Here is a 14,314-nt window from a genome sequence, read left to right as displayed (position 1 = left end):
GAGATCACCACGCCCGTGGTCAGCGACTCGACACCCACCACACCATCGTCAAGACCCCCCGACCAGCACAAACAGGATGAGACAAGCTCCGTGAAACTGCGGCCTCGACGGGAGGGGGCTGAGGGGCGGGGGCGGGGGCGGGGGTCAGGAGACGGTGAGGAGGAGGTGGTTGACGAGCAGGGCGGTCACCGCCTGGGCAGCCAGCCAGCGGCGGTGGGTCGACGGGGGCAGGTGCGCGGCGGCGACGAGCAGCCAGACCACGAACGGCAGCCAGATCCGCTCCACCTCCGCCTTGCTCATGCCGGACAGGTCGGCGGCGACCACCACCAGCGCGGCGGCCGCCGGCAGCAGCACCGTCGGCCCGAGCCCAACGACCCGCCGGGCGCGGACGTCCCAGGCTGCCGGCCAGCCGACCAGTGACGACGCACGGTTGACGACGGCCGGACCGACGCGGACCGCCGACGCGGCGGCGGGCCGGGCGACACGCGCCGCGACGGCGGTACGGCGCAGCGCCGGCCCCAGCACCGGCCCGGCCGAGAGCAGCAACGCCGCCACGTTCGCCCACACCCAGTACGCGTACGGGCGGTCGGCCGCCCACCCCTGGTAGTAGCGCTCGACGACCCGGTCGTACCCCTCCCACCAGTGGAAGCCGGCCAGCACGAACAGCGCCGTCACGGTCGCGACGCCGGCGGTCGCGGTGAGCAGGGCGGCCCGGCGACGGTCGGGCCGCAGCGCCAGCACGGTCAGCGCCAGCGCACCGACCAGCACGAACCCGTACGACAGGTGCAGCGCGAAGCCGAGCAGCAGGCCGCCGGCGAGCGCGGCGAGCGGCCCGCGTACCGCCAGGAGCGCCAGCCCGGCGGCGACCACGCCGGTGAACACCGCGTCGGCGGAGGCGCCCAGCCACACCGCCCCGGGCAGCAGCACCAGGAACGGCAGCACCGCCCGGGCCGCGTCGGCGGCGCCCAGCGCCCGCAACGTGACCGGCACGGAGACCACCACTGTCGCGCCGACCAGCACGCAGCAGAGCGCGGCGGCGGCGCCCCCGCCCAGCCCGACCCGGTCCAGCCAGACGAAGACCAGCAGCGCGCCCGGTGGATGCCCGGCGGTGTGGGTGGACCAGGAGTCGGGCTGGAAGTCCAGGATCCGGTCGGTGAAGCCGGCCAGCATGCGGGGAATGTCGGTCACCCCGGGCACCTCGTGCAGGTATTCCGCCTGCGGGGTCAACCGCCGGGTCAGCCCGGCCGTCCAGCCGTCCACCAGGGCCAGCGCCAGCGTCCAGGCCACCGCGGCCAGCCAGCCGGCGGCCAGCAGCGGCGCCCACCGGGCGGTCCGCGCCCAGCGCAGCCCCGGCCCGAGGACGGCCAGCGCGACCAGCACCGCGAGCGGCGTGCCCCAACCGGCGTGCGGGCGCCAGGTGGCGTACAGCGGCGCGGCGTCGGCGTGCAGGCCCACGCCGCGCCGGTTGAGCACCAGCCCGACCACCACGGCGGCGGCGAGCAGCGCCGCCTCGACCGCGACCACGACCAGGTCGCCCCGGTGCGGGGAGCCGGTCCGGTCCGCGGCGGGGGCGCGGCGCAGCGTCTGTGCGGATCTCATGACGACCGCACGGTACGGGCGGTCGGCGCCGGCCGGGACCGCAACCGCCGGCCCGTCACGGGATGGTAAGAATCGCCTGCTCGTAACGGTTCCGTAAGCACGATCGAGGGCTCGGTCGGGCGGCGGTCCGCCTAGCGTCGGCGGCATGCGGACACAGATCGACGTGGTGCTGCCGTGCCTGGACGAGGCCGCCGCCCTGCCCGGGGTGCTGAACGCGCTGCCGCCGGGCTATCGGGCGATAGTGGTGGACAACGGCTCCCGGGACGGCTCGCCCGAGGTGGCCGCCCGGCACGGCGCCCGGGTGGTACGCGAACCGCGTCGCGGTTACGGCGCGGCCGTGCACACCGGGCTGGAGGCCGCCGAGACCGAGCTGGTCTGCGTGTTGGACGCGGACGGCTCGTTCGACCCGGCGGAGCTGCCGGCGCTGGTCGCCCCGGTCGCGGCCGGCACGGCCGACCTGGCGGTGGGTCGCCGCCGGCCGGTGTCGGCCGGCGCCTGGCCGTGGCACGCGCGGGCCGGCACCGCGCTGGTCGCCGCGCTGCTGCGGCAGCGTGGGGTGCCGTTGCGCGACCTCAGCCCGATCCGGGTGGCCCGGCGGGAGGCGCTGCTGGCGCTCGGCGTCACCGACCGGGCGTTCGGCTATCCCCTGGAGTTGATGATTCGCGCCGCGGCCGCCGGGTGGCGGATCCACGAGCGCGACGTCCGCTACGCCCCGCGCGCCGCCGGCACGAAGTCCAAGGTGTCCGGCTCGGTACGCGGCGCGGTCCGGGCCACCCGCGACTTCGTCGCGGTCCTGCGCAGCGTGGACGGCCGGCGGTGACCGTCCTGCTGGTGGTGGCGAAGGCCCCGGTGCCGGGGGCGGTGAAGACGCGGCTGTGCCCGCCGGCCACCCCGACGCAGGCGGCCCGGATCGCCGCCGCCGCGCTGCGCGACACGCTGGAGGCGGTCGCCGCCACCGTCGCCGCCGGGGGCGGGACGCCGGTGCTGGCACTGGCCGGGCGCCTGGTCGACGCCGAGGACGGCGTGGACCTCGCCGCCACTGTCGCCGGCTGGCCGGTGCTGCCGCAGCGGGGCGACGGTTTCGCCGACCGGCTCGCCCACGCGCACGCCGACGTGGCGCACGCGTACCCGGGGCGGCCGGTGCTCCAGATCGGCATGGACACCCCGCAGGTGACGCCGGCGCTGCTCGCCGACGCCGTACGCCGGTTGTCCGCGCCCGGCGTCGACGCGGCGCTCGGCCCGGCGGCGGACGGCGGCTGGTGGGCGCTGGGGTTGCGCGACCCACGGCGGGCGGCGGCGCTGCGCGCGGTGCCGATGTCCACCGCCGACACCGGCCGGCTCACCTACGCGGCGCTGCTCGCCGCCGGCCTGCGGGTGGGAGCCCTGCCCACGCTGCGCGACGTGGACGACTGGGCCGACGCCCGGGCGGTGGCCCGGGTCGTGCCCGGGGGCCGGTTCGCCCGCGAGGTGGCCGCGCTGCGACCCGCAGTGGTGGCGATGTCGCCCGATCGTCGACCGAAGGCGGTCCGGTGAGGAGCGAACCGGACCTGCGAGCCCCGGATCGGACGTCCCCGGCGGGAGTGGACGGCTTCGGCACCGCGCTGCGCCGGCGCGTCGGCAACCACTGGCTGGTGCAGGCCGACGGCGTTCGCCGGCGGCTGCCGGTGGAGCGGTGGCACGGCCCGGCGGAGGCGGCGACCGGCGTCGTGGTGGCCCGCTGCCACGGCCCGGCGCTGGACCTGGGTTGCGGGCCGGGCCGGCTCACCGCGGCACTCACCCGGGCCGGCCTGACCACGCTCGGGGTCGACGTCTGCCCGCGGGCGGTCGCGTTGACCCGGGCGCGCGGCGCGGTCGCGGTGCGCGCCGACCTGTTCGGTCCGCTGCCGGCCGAGGGCCGGTGGCGGCACGTGGTGCTGCTGGACGGCAACATCGGCATCGGCGGGGACCCGACCCGGCTGCTGCGCCGGTGCCGGGAGCTGCTGCACCCGGACGGCACCGTGCTGGTCGAGCTGGACCCGCCCGGCAGCGGCGCCTGGCAGGGTCAGGCGCACGTGGTCTCCGGCCGGCGCCGGGGGCCCAGCTTCGGCTGGGCCCGACTGGACACCCGGGCCGCGCACGGCCCGGCCTCGGCCGCCGGGCTGTCCGTGCGGGGCCTGCACCCGGCGGGCGGCCGATGGTTCGCCGAACTGGCCGTGGCCTGACCGCCGACCCCGGCCCGGTGGAAAACCGCTACGGCCGCTCATGCGCCACCCGCTAGCGTGCGCGAATGACCCCCACCCTGCACTTCTACACCGATCCGGGCGAGTTCCTCGAGGCTGCCGGCGACCACCTGGCCGCGGAACCGGTGGTCAACACCGTGGTCGCCACCATGGCGCAACGAGTGGCGGCCGGCCGGGCCGAGGGGGTCGAGGTGCCGGCGGACGACTGGTGGCTGGTGGTTCGGGACGCCTCGGGCGCGGTGGTCGGCGCGGGAATGCGTACCGCGCCGTTCCCGCCGCGTCCGCCATTCCTGCTGCCGATGCCGGCGGAGGCGGCCGTCGCGTTGGCACGGGTCTGGCACGAGCGCGGCGAGACGGTGTCGGCGGTCAACGGCGCGCTGCCGGCTGCGCGGGACTGCGCCGCCGAGGTGGCGCGGCTCGGCGGCGGCCGGGTCGAGGTGGCCCAGCACACCCGGCTGCACGAACTCGACGCGCTGGTGCCACCCGCGCCGGTGCACGGCGCGTTGACGGTCGCCGGGGAGGACGACGTCGACCTGGTCGCCGCATGGTTCGGCGCGTTCATGGCGGACGCCGACGAGCAGGCGGGCCGCCCGCGGGGCGCCAGCGCCCACGAGGCACCCGACCGCTCCGACCTGCTCCGCCGGATCCGAGGTGGCCGGGTCTGGTTCTGGACCGACGAGGCGGGCCGGCCCGTGCACCTGACCGCCGCGAATCCTCCGGCTTTCGGTGTCGCCCGGGTGGGACCGGTCTACACGCCACCGGAGCAGCGCGGGCGGGGATGGGCCGGTAACGCGGTCGCGGAGGTCAGCCGACGGCTGCGGGCCGACGGCACCCGGGTGTGTCTCTTCACCGACCAGGCGAACCCGACGTCGAACCGGCTCTACGCCCGCCTCGGCTTCCGGCCGCTGGTCGACATGGCCAACCTGGTGGTGGTCCCCTGGCTTTCCGGCGTGTCGAGGCCAGTGTCATCCAGGGACATGGAGCGGTATACCTGAGAGGCATAAATATGCCTCTCAGGTATACCGCTTTAAGAACCGATTGTCTCTTCGCCGGGGCCACGTTGATGGTGGTGGCCGGTTCGCAGCGTCACTCCCCCAGCTCACCAACCGACCGTGCCGAGGCTGATCGGGGTGAGCTGGCGGACCTGGGGCTCGATCCACTGCGCCGCGGTGACCAGTTTGACCAGCCGGTCGATCGTCTCCGGCGGGCCGGCGACGAAGCTGCGCCGGTCGGCCGGGCAACCGTAGCGGTCGTCGAACGTGCCGCCGTCCAGCGCACGCACCGCCATCCCGGCCTCGACGGCCAGCAGCATGCCGGCCGGCAGGTCGACCGCCTCCGGGCGGTAGCCGACGATGCCGTCGATGTCGCCGCGGGCCAGCATCACCCAGGACAGCAGCGGCGCCCACAGTTGCAGCACCCGGCGGGCGGTGGTGTCGAGCACGACCTTCAACGCCCGGGCGGTGCTGTCGTCGCGGCGTACCCCGTGGCCCTGGGTCCAGGCCAGCACCGGCGCGGCCGGCACCGGCCGGTGGGCGGCGCGCAGCGGGCGGCCGGCCGGGCCCGAATCGTGCACGAACGCGCCGTGGCCGCGCCGCGCGGACCAGGTCCGGCCGGCGACCGGGTCGTGCACCACGCCGAGCACCGGTGAGCCGTGCTCGCACAGCGCGATGCCCACCACGTACGCCGGCAGGCCGATCGCCACGTTGTTGGTGCCGTCGAGCGGGTCGACCAGCCACGCCCAGGTGGTGTCCGGGGCGTACTCGCCGCCCTCCTCGGCGATCACCCCGTGCTCCGGCCAGCGGGCCCGGATCCGGTCGACGATCAGCCGCTCGGCGGCCAGGTCGAGGTCGGTGACCAGGTCGCCGGAGTCGTCCTTGGCCCGCGCGTGCACCTCGCCCCGGATGCCGCGGCGCAGCAGCCGGCCGGCCGCCTGGGCGGCCTCCACCGCGAAGCGGTGCGCGTCGCGCAGGTCGGGCCCGCCCCTGTTCGGCTCCACGTCCATGGCTCCTCCAGCCAGTCAGCCCCGTGCCACCAGTCGCGCGATCTGTCGCGCCATTCGTGCGGTCTCCGCCGCGTCGCAGCGGTCCCGGCGGACCCGGTGGCTGCGCCCGTCCACCGCGCCGAGGCTCAGGTCGCACGCGCCGGGTGTGGTCCGGCCGAGCGCCACGGTCACCGCCGGCGTGCCGGCGGTGACCTCCGAGGTGTGGAAACCGCCGGCGCGCAGCGCGTACGAGTCACCGGCGGAGTGCGTCTCCACGGTGGCGGTCATCGCGGTGACCAGGCGGTCGGTGGCGGCCACCTCGTCGATGTCGCCGAGGCTGTGCACCTCGTAGATCCGCCAGGACGGGTCGGCGGGCGCGTCGGTGACGTCGATCAGCTCGTTGTGGACCGTGCCGTGCAGCACGTGGCTGAGCAGGTCCCAGCTGTGCGAGTGCATGGCCGAGGTGGTGGGGTGCACCGGCGGCGGGTCGGCCGGCCAGGCGTGCACGCAGATCCCGTCGGGGCCGTCGCGCTCCACCGGCAGGCAGGTGAAGCCGAGCGGGTGCCGGACCGCGCGCAGCGGCCGCCGCCCGTCGGCGACGTCGGCGAGCACGTCCAGCACCCAGGCGCGCAGCAGCTCCGGCCGGGTGCCCCGGTCGATCTCCCGTGCCAGGTCGGCGTAGCTGGTCATGCGTACGGGTTCCTCGCCTGGAGGGCCTTGCGCACGATCTCGCCGACCTCCCGGTCGCCGAAGGAGCGGGGCAGCGTCAGCCCGAGCGCGGTGAACAGCCGGCGGACCTGCTCGACGGACGGCTCGTCGTCGAGGCGGACCTGGCCGCCGGACTCGATCGGCACCCGGCGGCTCTGCCGGCGGCTGTAGTCGAGCTCGATGTTGAACCGGTTGTAGTAGACCTCGCCCCGGTCGATGCGCAGCGCCGGCGTCTGCGGGTTCTCCTGGGTGATGACGACGCAGGACGAGGAGAGGTCGTAGCGGAACGTGGTCATCTGCGCGGAGAGTCGGAGGTCGACCGTGAGCAGGCCGGAGCGCTGCATGTGCCAGCAGGCGGCGAGCACCGTCGCGTACGACTCCTTGCGGGTGCGGTCGACAGTCCAGGGTTCCTTGGGCTCGGTCGGCTCGTCCGCCTCCAGGCTGCGCCGGAACCACGCGTACCGCTCGCAGACCTCCTCGTCGGTCGGGTCGATGATCTCGACGGCGAGGTTGAGCGTGGCGTTGCGGCGGCGGGCGTGCTTCAGGCACTCGGGCAGCGTGACCGCGCGCAGGTAGGTGCCGGTGCCGCCCTTGAAGTGCCACTGGTCGGTGTGCTGGCGCGCCTCGTCGAGTGCCTGGCCGACCTCGCTGCCGTGCAGCACCCGGACCATGGAGGCGCTCTGGATCGCCTCCCGGGACCGGGTCAGCGCGCCCTCCGGGCCGGTGAGCGCGGCCATCGGCGGGACCAGGTCGGTGAGCCGGGCCCGGACGTCCACCATGACCTGCCGGACCTCCTGCTCGGCGGTCCGGCGGCGCAGCCGGTCGCGCAGCACCGCCTGGGCGAGCAGGCCGAGGACCAGCAGGATGGCGCTGTTGACCACGTCCTGGCTGACGGTGTTGGTCAGGCCGAGGACGGCGACCGTGACGGCCAGCAGCAGACCGATGAACGCGTCGAGATTGCTGACGACCCAGCCGAGCAGGCGCGCCATGACATCCCCCGGTCGACGACGGAGCCTCCATGATAGCCCTTTGTCAATGTGCGATCACGCCCCGTTTCGGGGCGGCGGCGGTGTGCCGCGACGGCGGGCGGCGCAGATCAGCGACCCACCGAGCCCCGGCGCCGCCCGGGCCAGCCACCGCGAGGTGACCCACCGTCCACCCGGCAGCCGCCAACCGACCTCGTTGGAGCGCATCGCCAGCGGATGGAATCCGGCGCGGCGCAGCGTGCGCCGCAGCAGCGACGCGGTGAACGGGCGGATGTGCAGCCAGAGGTAGGGATGCAGCGGATCGACCTGGCGTGGCGCCCGGCCGGCGAGGAACGCCAACCGGTCCTGCACCGGCGCCAGGTTGGGGGTGGTGAGCACCAGCAGGCCGTCCGGGGCCAGCACGCGGTGGCACTCCCGCAGCAGCGCGAGCGGATCGTAGACGTGCTCGATCAGCTCGCCGGCCAGCAACCCGGCGAAACTGCCGGCCCGGAACGGCAGGCCCCGGGTGGCGTCCAGGCAGACCGGCAGCGCCGGCCCGCCGGCCGCCCGCCGGGCCGTGCCCAGCGCCGTCTCGGCCATGTCGGCCAGCACGAGCGGGCCGGGCAGCGCGGCCGGATCGAGCATGCCGCGCGGCCCGCAGCCGAGTTCCAGCACCGGCCCGCCGCCGGTCACCCCGTCGGCCATCAGCCGGGCCGCGACGGCGCGGCGCACCCGGTGGTACGGGTCGTCGACGTACCCGTCGACCTGCGCCCCGTCGTGGTAGCTGTGATGGTTGGCGTGCCGGCCGTGCGCCTGCGCGCGATGCGCCGAAGTCCCGGTCGGCGGCTCGGCCATCGCACCTCCACAGCGGTCGCCGGCCCCGTCGGCGGCGTCCACCCCAAGCCTCGCACCGCGCGCGCCCGGTTGCCGGGATCTCCACCCCGGATACGCCGACGCGGCGGCCGTGGTCCGGCCGCCGCGTCGTCCGGGCGGGTCAGATCGCCCGCGCCCAGTCCAGCCGGCTGCTGTCGTCGTACTCGTCACCGGGGATCCACCACGGCTCGCCGAAGCCGCTGGTGGAGACGATGATGTTGCCGCCGTCGGGGTATTCCTGGTTGGCGGGCGGAATGGACAGCGCGGCGCAGTAGCGGCCGTCCGGGGAGAACACCGGCGACAGGTAGAACCGCGGTTCGTCGGTGAGCTGCTTCAGCCCGGTGCCGCCGAGCCGCACCGACGCCAACGACTGGTTGTAGGTCTCCCGGTCGGGATACCAGCGGGTGGTGCAGAAGACCACGCGCTGGGAGTCGGGCGTGAACACCGGCCCGCTGACCCGCTCCCCCGCCTGCGGCGCGTAGAGCTTCCGCACGGTGCCGGTCGCCAGCTCCAGCACCCGCAGCTGCCAGCCCTCCGAGCGGCTGAACCAGTGCAGGACGATCATCGAGCCGTCCCGGGACCAGTCCGGGTCCCGCATGGCGTGCCCCTGGACCAGCACCCGGGTGGCGCCGGTCGCCACGTCGACCGCGATCAGCTTGTCGTTCTGCTCGCCGGTGACCAGGGCGATCTCGGTGCCGTCCGGCGACCAGGTCGGGGCGCCGTAGTGCACCCCGAACGGGTCGGCGAGCAGCGTGCGCTTCTGCCCGGTGACCCGGTCGTACACCGCCACGTACGGCTCCAGCGTGCCGTCGCCGGACCGGGCGGTGTTCACCCAGGCCACGTACCGGCCGTCCGGTGAGGTCTTGGCGTTGTCGCCGTCCTCGAACAGGCGCTTCGGGGTGGTCCGGCCCGGGTCGATCCGGAGGACGCCCCAGCCGACGCTGACCAGCCACGGACCGTTGACGGCCTCGGCGGCGGCGGCCGGCGTGCCCGCGACCAGTCCGCCGGCCAGCCCGGTCGCGGCGGCGGCGCCGGTCAGCGCGGCGGCGCGCAGCAGGGTACGACGGTTCAACTCGATCATGCGAAATCCCCCGTGGTAGACATCGTTCCACCCTCCTGACCGGACGAACGCGCCGGGATCGGGTGAGCGGACCGTTCACCGTCGGCCACTCGGCCAGGACGCGGGGTGAGCGGCGCCGACGACCGGTACCCTCGCCCCGGTGACCTCCGACGCGCTGCGCCGTGCCCTGACCGAACCGGGCGACCCGCCGCTGCTCCCGCTGCCCGGGGTGGCGGTCGAACTGCTGGCCGCGCTGTCCGCGCCGCCCCGGCTCGGCGCGCACCTGCGGCTGGTGCACGACGTCGCCTGGCACCTCACCGCCGCGTTCGCCGAGCGCTTCGGCGCGGTGCCGTTCGACCGGCAGGCGGTGCTGTTCGGCGCCGCGGTGCACGACCTCGGCAAGGTCGAGCATCCGGCCGAGCTGACCGGTCCCGGATCCGCGCACGAGGAGGCCGGCTACCAGTTGCTGCTGCGCTTCGGCGTGCCCGAGGAGCGGGCCCGCTTCGCGGTCACCCACGCGGCCTGGCACGCGCCCGGCGTGCAACTGGAGGATCTGCTGGTCAGCCTCGCCGACAAGGTGTGGAAGGGCCGCCGGGTCACCGACCTGGAGCAGCTCGTGGTGGACCGGCTCGCCGACATCACCGGGCAGGCGCCCTGGCAGACGTTCCTGGACCTCGACGACGTGCTCGCCGACCTGGCCGCCGGCGCGGACCACCGGCTCGCCTTCCAGGCCGAGCATCCGGTGCACGGCTGAGCCGGGTCAACGCGACCCGGCACCGTCGATCAGCGCTTCCCCGGAGGCGGTCCGGGCGTACCGCAGGAACCGCCCGGCCCGGTGCGTGCCGACCAGGCCGGCGTCGCGCAGCGCGGTGAGGTGGTGGGAGACCGTACCGGCGGTCAGCCCGCAGCGCCGGGCCAGTTCCGTGGTGGACGCCGGCACCGCCAGCTCGTGCAGCAGGGTGGCCCGGGTGCGGCCCAGCACGCCGGCGAGCGCCTCGCCGGCCGGTGCGGCGTTCCGCTCCCAGAGCGCGCCGACCGCGCCGGCCGGATAGCGCAGCAGCGGCTGGGCCGGCCGCTCCGTCAGGTTCGACCAGACCCGGGCGCCGGCGAAGACGGACGGGACCAGCAGCAGCCCGCGACCGCCGAGGTCGACCGCGCCGGCGCGGGTCAGGTGGTCGACGCGGAGCGTGCCGTCGGCCCAGGACACGTGCGGGTCGATCCCGTCGAGCAGGCCGCGGAGCCCGTCGGTGGCCATCCGTCCGGCGGCGACCACGATCTCCCGTTCGAGCAGTGTCCGCATCCGCGGCCAGTACGGCGTGATCGCCGCGGCGGCGTACGCCTCGATCACCGCCGCGAGGCGGGCCAGGCCGGCCGGCGGGTCGTCGTGGAGGGCGGCCAGCCGGGGTGAACGGGCGTCCGGCAGCTCGTCCAGCCCGGCCCGGACCACGTCCGGCGGGGTGGCCACGAGCGCGGCCAGCTCCTCGGCCAGGGTCGGTCGCGTGGTCGGCGGCGGCGGACAGACGAAGGCGGGGATCACCACGGTGGGCATCGGCACCAGGTCCGCGAGCAGTCGCCGGTCCAGCCCGGCCAGCCGGGGCAGGACCTGGGTACGCCAGAGCTGGTGAGCGGGGAACCACTCGGGTGCCCGCAGCGCCAGGATGCTCGCGACCACCTCCCACAGCGGCGAGATCGCGAAGCGCACGCCGGCGAGGTCCCGCACCCCCAGCGCGACACTCAGCACCGACACCCCCCGGATTCGACCAGGCTCAAATTTATCGACCCCACCGGTGGGGCGGAACAGGGTTACGGCATGGCCACCTCCACCCCCGCCCCGCCCACCCGCTGGCCCCGCGCGTTCCGCTACGTCTACGCGGCCGACCTCGTCGAGGGCCTGGGCTTCCAGGTCGGCTATCTGGCCGTACCGGTGCTGGCCGTGTCGGTGCTGGCCGCCACGCCCGGCCAGGTCGGGCTGCTCGCGGTGCTCGGCACCGCCGCGTTCCTGGTGATCGGACTGCCGGCCGGGGTGTGGGTCGACCGGTCTCCGCGCCGCACCGTGCTGGTGGCCGCCGCCGCGGCCCGCGCGGCGCTCTACGCGTCGGTGCCGCTCGCCTGGTGGGCGGGCGCGCTGACGCTGGGCCAGGTGTACGCGGTGGTGCTGCTCGTCGGCGTCGCCACCGTCTTCGGGGACGTGGCGGCGCAGAGCGTCCTGCCGGAGCTGATCGGCCGGGACCGCCTGGTCGCCGCCAACTCGCTGCTGATGACCACCGGCGCCACCGTCCAGATCGGTGGCCGGGGCGTCGGCGGCCTGCTCGTGCAGGCGCTCGGTGCGCCGCTCGCGCTGGCGGTCAACGCGGCCACCCACCTGCTCGCCGCGCTGGCGCTGACGCGGGTCCGGCCCGCGGTCGGCGTCGCCCGGACCCGGCCGGCCGGTGGGTTCGGGCGCGAACTGGGCGAGGGGGTCCGGCACGTGCTGGGCGCCGGCGCGCTGCGCCCGCTGGCCGTCTCCCTGGCCGGCATCAACCTCACGGTGAACCTGATGACCACCATGCTGCCGCTGGTCTTCCTGCGCGAGCTGCGGCTGGGTGCCGGCGCGCTCGGCGTGTTCCTCGGCGTCGGCGGGGTCGGGGCGCTGCTCGGCGCGGTGACGGCGCGCCCGGTGGCGGCCCGGATCGGGGCCGGACGCGCGCTGTGGCTGCCCGGCCTGCTGGTCGCGCCGGCCGGCACGCTGGTGGCGCTGATCGACCGGGGGCCGTGGCTGTGGCTGGCCGGGTTCGGCTGGCTGGCGCTGGCGTGGCGGACCGGCATCGGGAACGTGATCGGGGTGAGCCTGCGCCAGCGGGTGACCCCGGATCGGCTGCTCGGCCGGATGAACGCCACCTTCCGGTTCCTGCTCACCGGCGCGATCGCGGTCGGCGCCGGGCTCGCCGGCCTGCTCGGGCAGTACGCCGGACCGCGCGTGCCGCTGTGGGCCGGCGCGATCGGCGTCGCGCTGACCTGGGTGCCGCAATATCTGTCCGAGCGCACCCACCCGATTGACCTTCGATAGCTGAGCCCTGGAGGCCATCTGCCGGGTGCTCGACCGCCAACCCGGCGACCTGCTCGAATGGGTCGCCGACGCCGAGGACCGATGAGACCCGCCCTCGCCGCCCTGCTCGTCATCGGCGCGGTCGCCGTCGGCGTGCGCGTCGCCCGGCGTACCCGATGGGGCCGGCGCCCCCGACGCCGGCCCCACCGGTCAGCCCTTCACGCAGACGACCTGCTTGAGGTGGGCGACCACCTCGACCAGGTCCTCCTGCTGGGCCATCACCTCGGTGATGTCCTTGTAGGCGCCGGGGATCTCGTCGACCACCCCGGCGTCCTTCCGACACTCCACGCCGGCCGTCTGCGCGGCCAGGTCGGCCGTGCTGAACGTCCGCTTCGCCTGCCCCCGCGACATCCGCCGCCCCGCGCCGTGCGACGCCGAGCAGTAGGCGTCGAGGTTCCCCTTGCCGCGCACGATGTACGAGCCGGTGCCCATCGAGCCGGGGATGATGCCCAGGTCGCCGTCGCCGGCCCGGATCGCCCCCTTCCGCGTCACCAGCACCTCCACCCCGTCGTACCGCTCCTCGGCCACGTAGTTGTGGTGGCAGGAGATCGGCTCGTCGTAGCCGATCCGGGGGAACGCGTCCCGGACCACCTGGCAGAGCAGGGCCAGCATGACCGCCCGGTTGCGCCGGGCGTACTCCTGCGCCCACCACAGGTCCCGCCGGTAGGCGTCCATCTCCGGCGTGCCGGCCAGGAAGACCGCCAGGTCACGGTCGGGCAGGTCGGTGTTGTGCGGCAGCCCGCGCGCCACCGCCATGTGCCGCTCGGCCAGCTCCTTGCCGATGTTGCGGGACCCGGAGTGCAGCATCAGCCAGACCCGGCCGGCGTCCGGGCCGCCCTGCTCCAGGCAGACCTCGATGAAGTGGTTGCCGCCGCCGAGCGTGCCGAGCTGCCGCCGCGCCCGCGTCTCGAGCTGCGCCACCTTCCGGTCGAGCGTGCCGAAGCGACGCCAGAAGTCGACCCAGCCGGCCTGCTCCAGGCCCCGGACCCGACGCGGGTCGACCGCGTCGTCGCGCATCGCGAAGCCGACCGGGATCGCCGCCTCGATCGCCGACCGCAGCGGCCCGAGGTCGTCGGGCAGGTCGGCGGCGGTGAGCGAGGTGCGCACCGCGGACATGCCGCAGCCGATGTCCACCCCGACCGCGGCCGGCGAGACGGCCTGCCGCATGGCGATGACCGAGCCGACCGTCGCGCCCTTGCCGAAGTGCACGTCCGGCATCACCGCGACGCCCTGCACCCAGGGCAGCGCGCCGATGTTGCGGAGCTGCCGGGCCGCCTGCGCCTCGATCGCGTACGGGTCGGTCCAGACCCGGACCGGCGCCCGGGTGCCGGCCAGCGGGGTGAAGCCCATGATCGTCTCCTTGTTCGTGGGGGTCGGCCGACGATGTCGGCTCCACCCCAGCGCTTGTCGATACGTCTATGCCTCTGTCACGATCGGGCGTCGGATCGAGCCAGAGGAGCCCGCATGTCAGCACGTCGTCGGATCGCCGCAGCCATCGTGCTGGCCGGGATGGTGTCCACGTCCATCCTGGCCGCCGGCCCGGCCCAGGCCGCCGAAACGAAGTCTTACGTGGGCACCGGGCTGAACAACAACTACTTCACCGCGCTGTACTACGCCACGAACAACGCGTGGGCTCAGGCCAGCGCGGACGGGTTCGATCCGGCCACGCAGTGCAGCCCCGGTGGGAACTACGCGACGCAGCCGCTGCCGGGCCTGTACCAGGTGCGGGCGCTCGTCAACTGCACCCGCTGACGCCCTACCCTCGGCGGTCGGCGCGCCACGACCGGGTGTGGCAGCGGCCCGCGCCCGGTGCGGGAAGCAGGG

General features: G+C 75.4%; 16 protein-coding genes. 8 read left to right on the top strand and 8 right to left on the bottom strand.

The window, feature by feature from the left end; translation table 11 throughout:
- Positions 1 to 144: 144 nt before the first annotated feature.
- Positions 145 to 1,599, bottom strand: coding sequence for a hypothetical protein (locus ACH495_RS13635; protein WP_396858028.1), 1,455 nt, complete (start codon positions 1,597 to 1,599; stop codon positions 145 to 147).
- 145 nt (positions 1,600 to 1,744) lie between these two features.
- On the opposite strand from ACH495_RS13635, the gene ACH495_RS13630 reads away from it, so the two are divergent.
- The 4 genes from ACH495_RS13630 to ACH495_RS13615 all read left to right on the top strand — a co-directional run bounded on the left by ACH495_RS13630 (position 1,745) and on the right by ACH495_RS13615 (position 4,813).
- Positions 1,745 to 2,419, top strand: coding sequence for a glycosyltransferase family 2 protein (locus ACH495_RS13630; protein WP_396858027.1), 675 nt, complete (start codon positions 1,745 to 1,747; stop codon positions 2,417 to 2,419).
- The gene (locus ACH495_RS13625; protein WP_396858026.1) at positions 2,416 to 3,132 is read left to right on the top strand and encodes a DUF2064 domain-containing protein; all 717 of its coding nucleotides are present in this window, start codon (positions 2,416 to 2,418) and stop codon (positions 3,130 to 3,132) included. Before ACH495_RS13630 ends, ACH495_RS13625 begins: the two co-directional genes overlap by 4 nt.
- Positions 3,129 to 3,800 carry a methyltransferase domain-containing protein gene (locus tag ACH495_RS13620; RefSeq protein ID WP_396858025.1) on the top strand — a complete coding sequence of 224 codons (672 nt, stop codon included), beginning with the start codon at positions 3,129 to 3,131 and terminating at the stop codon, positions 3,798 to 3,800. Before ACH495_RS13625 ends, ACH495_RS13620 begins: the two co-directional genes overlap by 4 nt.
- Before the next feature lie 65 nt (positions 3,801 to 3,865).
- Positions 3,866 to 4,813 (top strand): GNAT family N-acetyltransferase, encoded by a 948-nt coding sequence (locus ACH495_RS13615; protein WP_396858024.1) that lies wholly within the window; start codon positions 3,866 to 3,868, stop codon positions 4,811 to 4,813.
- Between the two features lie 104 nt (positions 4,814 to 4,917).
- Here the strand turns inward: ACH495_RS13615 and ACH495_RS13610 are convergent, their stop codons facing one another.
- From ACH495_RS13610 to ACH495_RS13590, 5 genes are all read right to left on the bottom strand, one after another.
- A complete protein-coding gene (locus ACH495_RS13610) occupies positions 4,918 to 5,820 on the bottom strand; it encodes an inositol monophosphatase family protein (protein WP_396858023.1) in 903 nt (300 codons plus the stop codon).
- Positions 5,821 to 5,835: 15 nt separating this feature from the next.
- Positions 5,836 to 6,489, bottom strand: coding sequence for a hypothetical protein (locus ACH495_RS13605; protein WP_396858022.1), 654 nt, complete (start codon positions 6,487 to 6,489; stop codon positions 5,836 to 5,838).
- Positions 6,486 to 7,496 (bottom strand): hypothetical protein, encoded by a 1,011-nt coding sequence (locus ACH495_RS13600; protein ID WP_396858021.1) that lies wholly within the window; start codon positions 7,494 to 7,496, stop codon positions 6,486 to 6,488. Before ACH495_RS13600 ends, ACH495_RS13605 begins: the two co-directional genes overlap by 4 nt.
- A 54-nt stretch (positions 7,497 to 7,550) precedes the next feature.
- Positions 7,551 to 8,327, bottom strand: coding sequence for a class I SAM-dependent methyltransferase (locus ACH495_RS13595; RefSeq protein WP_396858020.1), 777 nt, complete (start codon positions 8,325 to 8,327; stop codon positions 7,551 to 7,553).
- Between the two features lie 139 nt (positions 8,328 to 8,466).
- Entirely contained in the window at positions 8,467 to 9,426 is a 960-nt protein-coding gene (locus ACH495_RS13590; RefSeq protein WP_396858019.1) for an LpqB family beta-propeller domain-containing protein, read from the bottom strand.
- Positions 9,427 to 9,565: 139 nt separating this feature from the next.
- Here ACH495_RS13590 and ACH495_RS13585 point away from each other — a divergent pair, with 139 nt between their 5' ends.
- Positions 9,566 to 10,159: an HD domain-containing protein gene (locus ACH495_RS13585; protein WP_396858018.1), complete on the top strand. Its 594-nt coding sequence runs from the start codon at positions 9,566 to 9,568 to the stop codon at positions 10,157 to 10,159.
- A 6-nt stretch (positions 10,160 to 10,165) separates the two neighbouring features.
- On the opposite strand, the gene ACH495_RS13580 is transcribed toward ACH495_RS13585, so the two are convergent.
- Positions 10,166 to 11,152 (bottom strand): DUF5937 family protein, encoded by a 987-nt coding sequence (locus ACH495_RS13580; RefSeq protein ID WP_396858017.1) that lies wholly within the window; start codon positions 11,150 to 11,152, stop codon positions 10,166 to 10,168.
- Between the two features lie 63 nt (positions 11,153 to 11,215).
- On the opposite strand from ACH495_RS13580, the gene ACH495_RS13575 reads away from it, so the two are divergent.
- Both ACH495_RS13575 and ACH495_RS13570 read left to right on the top strand, forming a co-directional pair.
- Positions 11,216 to 12,451 (top strand): MFS transporter, encoded by a 1,236-nt coding sequence (locus ACH495_RS13575; RefSeq protein ID WP_396858016.1) that lies wholly within the window; start codon positions 11,216 to 11,218, stop codon positions 12,449 to 12,451.
- 7 nt (positions 12,452 to 12,458) lie between these two features.
- Entirely contained in the window at positions 12,459 to 12,536 is a 78-nt protein-coding gene (locus ACH495_RS13570; RefSeq protein WP_396858054.1) for a helix-turn-helix domain-containing protein, read from the top strand.
- Positions 12,537 to 12,640: 104 nt separating this feature from the next.
- Here the strand turns inward: ACH495_RS13570 and ACH495_RS13565 are convergent, their stop codons facing one another.
- Positions 12,641 to 13,840 (bottom strand): RtcB family protein, encoded by a 1,200-nt coding sequence (locus ACH495_RS13565; protein ID WP_396858015.1) that lies wholly within the window; start codon positions 13,838 to 13,840, stop codon positions 12,641 to 12,643.
- A 114-nt stretch (positions 13,841 to 13,954) separates the two neighbouring features.
- On the opposite strand from ACH495_RS13565, the gene ACH495_RS13560 reads away from it, so the two are divergent.
- Positions 13,955 to 14,242 carry a hypothetical protein gene (locus ACH495_RS13560; protein ID WP_396858014.1) on the top strand — a complete coding sequence of 96 codons (288 nt, stop codon included), beginning with the start codon at positions 13,955 to 13,957 and terminating at the stop codon, positions 14,240 to 14,242.
- Positions 14,243 to 14,314: the final 72 nt, after the last annotated feature.

Origin of the sequence: Micromonospora sp. NPDC018662 (assembly GCF_044391475.1) — a bacterium.
Lineage (GTDB): Bacteria > Actinomycetota > Actinomycetes > Mycobacteriales > Micromonosporaceae > Micromonospora.
The sequence above is the reverse complement of the archived record's forward strand: the minus strand, read 5'-3'. Positions and strand labels throughout refer to the sequence as shown.

Bases quoted from the DNA above. Each gene is read 5' to 3' on its own strand.
- ACH495_RS13600 (WP_396858021.1), bottom strand. From the start codon at position 7,496: ATGGCGCGCCTGCTCGGCTGGGTCGTCAGCAATCTCGACGCGTTCATC.
- ACH495_RS13565 (WP_396858015.1), bottom strand. From the start codon at position 13,840: ATGGGCTTCACCCCGCTGGCCGGCACCCGGGCGCCGGTCCGGGTCTGG.
- ACH495_RS13605 (WP_396858022.1), bottom strand. From the start codon at position 6,489: ATGACCAGCTACGCCGACCTGGCACGGGAGATCGACCGGGGCACCCGG.
- ACH495_RS13615 (WP_396858024.1), top strand. From the start codon at position 3,866: ATGACCCCCACCCTGCACTTCTACACCGATCCGGGCGAGTTCCTCGAG.
- ACH495_RS13610 (WP_396858023.1), bottom strand. From the start codon at position 5,820: ATGGACGTGGAGCCGAACAGGGGCGGGCCCGACCTGCGCGACGCGCAC.
- ACH495_RS13630 (WP_396858027.1), top strand. From the start codon at position 1,745: ATGCGGACACAGATCGACGTGGTGCTGCCGTGCCTGGACGAGGCCGCC.
- ACH495_RS13590 (WP_396858019.1), bottom strand. From the start codon at position 9,426: ATGATCGAGTTGAACCGTCGTACCCTGCTGCGCGCCGCCGCGCTGACC.
- ACH495_RS13575 (WP_396858016.1), top strand. From the start codon at position 11,216: ATGGCCACCTCCACCCCCGCCCCGCCCACCCGCTGGCCCCGCGCGTTC.
- ACH495_RS13595 (WP_396858020.1), bottom strand. From the start codon at position 8,327: ATGGCCGAGCCGCCGACCGGGACTTCGGCGCATCGCGCGCAGGCGCAC.
- ACH495_RS13635 (WP_396858028.1), bottom strand. From the start codon at position 1,599: ATGAGATCCGCACAGACGCTGCGCCGCGCCCCCGCCGCGGACCGGACC.
- ACH495_RS13560 (WP_396858014.1), top strand. From the start codon at position 13,955: ATGTCAGCACGTCGTCGGATCGCCGCAGCCATCGTGCTGGCCGGGATG.